The organism is Brevundimonas sp., assembly GCF_035561115.1.
GTDB lineage: Bacteria > Pseudomonadota > Alphaproteobacteria > Caulobacterales > Caulobacteraceae > Brevundimonas.
In genome coordinates this window covers 1-5101 of record NZ_DATMYH010000002.1, presented here as the reverse complement: position 1 = coordinate 5101, position 5101 = coordinate 1, and the positions used below count along the sequence as shown (strand labels likewise).

The following is a 5101-nucleotide window of genomic DNA, read 5'->3' as shown; positions in this document are numbered from 1 at the left end:
TCCTCGTCGCGCGGGGTCGGCGTCGTGAGAGCCCGGGCCAGCGGCGGCGACTCGATCCGCCGCGCGGCTACGGGCTGTCGCGGCGTTTCGTCAGCCAGCAGGGGGCGGGGCTCCAGCTGGACGTAGATGGTCGGGATCGGGTCCGGCGCCATCGTCGAGCCGAGGCCCATGGTGCGCAGGCCGAAGAAGGCCAGCAGGCCCGCATGCAGCAACAGGGAGGCCGCGACGATGAGCGCCTTGGGCCATCGGCCGGTCAGGGACGGCCAGATCCACGCAACTCCCGGCATTTGACGCCCACCCCCGTTCAACCGACACTGGATCGCCAGAGCGTGGCGGTATTGCGGCCTGATGGTCGGGCCTTTCGGAGATTTCGCAATGACAACTGGCGTCGCAGGGCGGGCCGAACGGAGCGGGATTGTCCCATCGGTTGCCGTCATCGCCCTGCTGTTGCTCATGGGCTGCGCGACGCCGCCGGCGCAGCCGCCGGCCCCTGCGTCCGATTCGGACTGGGGGCTGGTGCAAATGGAATGTCGGGGCGACGAAACCGGCATGTCCAGCGCTTGCCGCGTGCTGTCGGAGCGGCCGGCGGGACGAGGCTTTGGCGCCTCCGCGCTGGAGACGGCCCGTCGTAATCCGGTCCCGATGGAGCGGGGCGCGGTCGTCCGGTACACGGTACGCTACAGGCTCGACGCGGCGGGCCCGCCAAAGCCTTGACCTGACGGCCCCCCGCGCGTAGAAGCCCCCCACTTTCGAGGCTCCCGGTTCGCCGGGTCCGGGATCGTGACAATTGAGCGGACGGGCTGCGCCCGCCGGAACGCCCGAAGCGCGCGTTCCGGTTTTTTCGTTTGGCGGTCGTGTCTCCGGCTCGAGATCAAACCCGGGGCGGCGTCCAGGCGTCGTCCGAAAAGAAGGCTCACCGGGGCGCTCCGGCCGAAAGGCACACGCCCCCATCGATTGAAGAGAACCGAGACCCCATGCCGACTATCAACCAGCTGATCCGCAAGCCGCGCCAACCCAAGCCGGTCCGCAACAAGGTGCCGGCCCTGAAGGGCTGCCCGCAGCGCCGCGGCGTCTGCACCCGCGTCTATACGACGACCCCCAAGAAGCCCAACTCGGCTCTGCGTAAGGTCGCCAAGGTCCGCCTGACCACGGGCATTGAAGCCGTGTGCTACATCCCCGGCGAAGGCCACAATCTGCAGGAGCACTCGGTGGTCCTGATCCGCGGCGGCCGCGTGAAGGACCTTCCCGGCGTTCGCTACCACATCCTGCGCGGCGTGCTCGACACGCAAGGCGTCAAGGACCGCAAGCAGCGCCGTTCGCACTACGGCGCCAAGCGTCCGAAGTAGGCGATCCGCCCCATCCCATTCGCTGGCGACAGCCAGCCGTCCGACACCGCTTTAGAAGGCCAAGCCCATGTCCCGTCGTCACCGCGCACAGAAGCGCGAAGTTCTGCCGGATCCCAAATACAAGGATCTGACCGTCACCAAATTCATGAACTACGTCATGTACGAGGGCAAAAAGGCCGTCGCCGAGAACATCGTCTACGGCGCGTTCGAGATCCTGGCCGACAAGAAGAAGGAACAGGAGCCCGTCGCCACCTTCCATTCGGCGCTGGAAAACGTCGCCCCGGCCGTCGAAGTCCGCTCGCGCCGCGTCGGCGGCGCCACCTACCAGGTGCCGGTCGAGGTTCGCCCCGATCGCCGCAAGGCCCTGGCCATCCGCTGGCTGGTGAACGCCGCGCGCAAGCGTGGCGAGAACACCATGACGGAAAAGCTGGCCGCCGAACTGCTGGACGCCTCGAACAACCGCGGCACCGCGGTCAAGAAGCGCGAAGACACCCACAAGATGGCCGAGGCCAACCGCGCCTTCAGCCACTACCGCTGGTAAACGCCTTCAAGGCGCCCTGTTCGGCGCCTATCTAGAGACTATCCGGCGCGGGCGGTTTGAGCTAAATCGCCCGCGCCCGCTTATCCGCACAGATCGACATCTCCCCGAGGGCGCGAAACGCGTCCTGAACTCACTTCAAGGCACGCTCATCATGGCCCGCGAAAACAAGATCGAGGACTACCGCAACTTCGGCATCATGGCCCACATCGATGCGGGCAAGACGACGACGACCGAGCGGATCCTGTATTACACCGGCAAGTCCCACAAGATCGGCGAAGTCCACGACGGCGCCGCGACCATGGACTGGATGGACCAGGAGCAGGAGCGCGGCATCACCATCACGTCGGCCGCGACGACCGCCTACTGGAAGGGCAAGCGCCTCAACATCATCGACACCCCGGGCCACGTGGACTTCACCATTGAAGTCGAGCGTTCGCTGCGCGTGCTCGACGGCGCCGTGGCGGTGCTGGATGGCAACGCCGGCGTCGAGCCGCAGACCGAAACCGTCTGGCGTCAGGCCGACAAGTACAAGGTTCCGCGGATCGTCTTCGTCAACAAGATGGACAAGATCGGCGCCGATTTCGACGCCTCGGTGCAGTCCATCCGCGACCGCCTGGGCGCCAAGGCCGTGCCGATCCAGTTCCCGATCGGCTCGGAAAACACCCTGTCGGGCGTGGTCGACATCGTCGCCATGAACTCGGTGGTCTGGGACAACGACGCCCTGGGCGCCAACTTCACCGTCGGCCCGATCCCGGACGACCTGATGGACAAGGCCGTCGCCGCCCGCCAGTACCTGATCGACAACGCCGTCGAACTGGATGACGAGGCGATGGAAGCCTATCTGGACGGCACCGAGCCCTCGCTGGAAGTGCTGAAGAAGTGCATCCGCAAGGCCGTTCTGACCGGCGCCTTCTATCCGATCCTGTGCGGCTCGGCCTTCAAGAACAAGGGCGTGCAGACGCTGCTGGACGCCGTCGTCGACTACCTGCCGTCGCCGGTCGACATTCCGCCGACCGTCGGCATCGACTTCCGCACCGAAGAGCCGATCGTGCGCCGCGCCTCGGACGACGAACCCCTGTCGGTTCTGGCGTTCAAGATCATGGACGACCCCTTCGTCGGCTCGCTGACCTTCTGCCGCATCTATTCCGGCAAGATGGAAACGGGCATGGGCCTGCTGAACTCGAGCCGCGACCGCAAGGAGCGCGTCGGCCGCATGCTGCTGATGCACTCGAACGACCGTCAGGACATCAAGGAAGCCTACGCCGGCGACATCGTCGCCCTGGCCGGGCTGAAGGACACCCGCACCGGCGACACCCTGTGCGATCCGACCAAGTCGCCCGTCATCCTCGAGAAGATGGAATTCCCGGCGCCGGTGATCGAGATCTCGGTCGAGCCCAAGACCAAGGCCGACCAGGAGAAGCTGGGCGTCGCCCTGGCCAAGCTGGCCTCGGAGGATCCCTCGTTCACCGTCTCGACCGACCACGAGTCGGGCCAGACCATCCTCAAGGGGATGGGCGAGCTGCATCTGGACATCAAGATCGACATCCTGCGCCGCACCTACAAGGTCGACGCCACGATCGGTCAGCCCCAGGTCGCCTACCGTGAATCGCTCGGCCGCAAGGTCGACATCGACTACACACACAAGAAGCAGACCGGCGGTACGGGCCAGTTCGCTCGCGTCATGATCACCTTCGAGCCCGGCGAGCCCGGCTCGGGCTTCGTGTTCGAGAACTCGATCGTCGGCGGCGCGGTGCCCAAGGAATACATCCCGGGCGTCCAGAAGGGTCTCGAGTCCATCAAGGACGGCGGCCTGCTGGCCGGCTTCCCGCTGATCGACTTCAAGGCGACGCTGACGGACGGCAAGTTCCACGACGTCGACTCCAGCGTGCTGGCGTTCGAAATCGCGGCCCGCGCCGCCTTCCGCGAACTGAAGGACAAGGGCGCGCCCAAGCTGCTCGAGCCGATCATGGCGGTCGAGGTCGTGACCCCCGAGGACTACCTCGGCTCGGTCATCGGCGACCTGAACGGCCGTCGCGGCATGATCCAGGGTCAGGACATGCGCGGCAACGCCACCGTCGTGAACGCCTTCGTGCCGCTGGCCAACATGTTCGGCTATGTGAACACGCTGCGCGGCATGTCGCAGGGCCGCGCCGCCTTCACCATGCAGTACGACCACTACGAGCCGGTGCCGCAACACGTCGCCGACGAAGTGATCAAGAAGTATTCCGCTTAAACCAACACCCTGAAACACTAGGACAAAGCCCCCTGTTCAGGGGACGGAGAGAAGAGAATGGCCAAGGAAAAGTTCGAACGTAACAAGCCGCACTGCAACATCGGCACGATTGGTCACGTTGACCACGGCAAGACGACGCTGACGGCGGCGATCACGATGGTTCTGGCCAAGGCCAGCGGCGGCAAGGCGATGAACTACGCCGACATCGACGCGGCGCCGGAAGAGAAGGCGCGCGGCATCACCATCAACACGGCGCACGTGGAATATGAGACGGCCAACCGTCACTATGCGCACGTCGACTGCCCCGGCCACGCCGACTATGTGAAGAACATGATCACGGGCGCCGCGCAGATGGACGGCGCCATCCTGGTGGTTTCGGCCGCCGACGGCCCGATGCCGCAGACGCGCGAGCACATCCTGCTGGCCCGTCAGGTCGGCGTGCCGGCCCTGGTGGTTTACCTGAACAAGGTCGACCTGGTGGACGACGCCGAGCTGCTGGAGCTGGTCGAGATGGAGGTGCGCGAGCTGCTGAGCTCGTACCAGTTCCCGGGCGACGACATTCCGATCACGGCCGGTTCGGCCAAGGCCGCGACCGACGGCGTGAACCCGGAGATCGGCGAGCAGTCGGTGATCAAGCTGATGCAGACCGTGGACGACTACATCCCGCAGCCGGCGCGTCCGCTGGACCTGCCGTTCCTGATGCCGGTGGAAGACGTCTTCTCGATCTCGGGCCGCGGCACCGTGGTCACGGGCCGGGTCGAGCGCGGCATCGTCAAGGTCGGCGAGGAAGTCGAGATCGTCGGCATCCGCCCCGTCCAGAAGACGACCTGCACGGGCGTGGAGATGTTCCGCAAGCTGCTGGACCAGGGCCAGGCGGGCGACAACGTCGGCGTGCTGCTGCGCGGCACCAAGCGTGAGGACGTCGAGCGCGGTCAGGTTCTGTGCAAGCCGGGTTCGATCACCCCGCACACCAAATTCCTG

5 protein-coding genes are annotated in these 5101 nt (G+C 65.9%); 4 read left to right on the top strand and 1 reads right to left on the bottom strand.

Annotated features, from left to right (window positions below):
- On the bottom strand, positions 1–287 hold a 287-nt coding region (locus VN378_RS00085; protein WP_414642194.1), incomplete at its 3' end, for a hypothetical protein.
- A 687-nt stretch (positions 288–974) separates the two neighbouring features.
- Between VN378_RS00085 and rpsL the strand changes: the two genes are divergently transcribed.
- The 4 genes from rpsL to tuf form a co-directional block, all read left to right on the top strand.
- The gene (rpsL, locus tag VN378_RS00080; RefSeq protein WP_055832311.1) at positions 975–1346 is read left to right on the top strand and encodes a 30S ribosomal protein S12; all 372 of its coding nucleotides are present in this window, start codon (positions 975–977) and stop codon (positions 1344–1346) included.
- A 67-nt stretch (positions 1347–1413) separates the two neighbouring features.
- Complete coding sequence (gene rpsG, locus VN378_RS00075) at positions 1414–1887, top strand: 30S ribosomal protein S7 (protein ID WP_300467808.1); 474 nt, start codon at positions 1414–1416, stop codon at positions 1885–1887.
- A 151-nt stretch (positions 1888–2038) separates the two neighbouring features.
- Complete coding sequence (fusA, locus tag VN378_RS00070; RefSeq protein WP_325739767.1) at positions 2039–4120, top strand: elongation factor G; 2082 nt, start codon at positions 2039–2041, stop codon at positions 4118–4120.
- 57 nt (positions 4121–4177) lie between these two features.
- The coding region (gene tuf, locus VN378_RS00065) for an elongation factor Tu (protein ID WP_325739765.1) at positions 4178–5101 on the top strand (924 nt) is incomplete at its 3' end.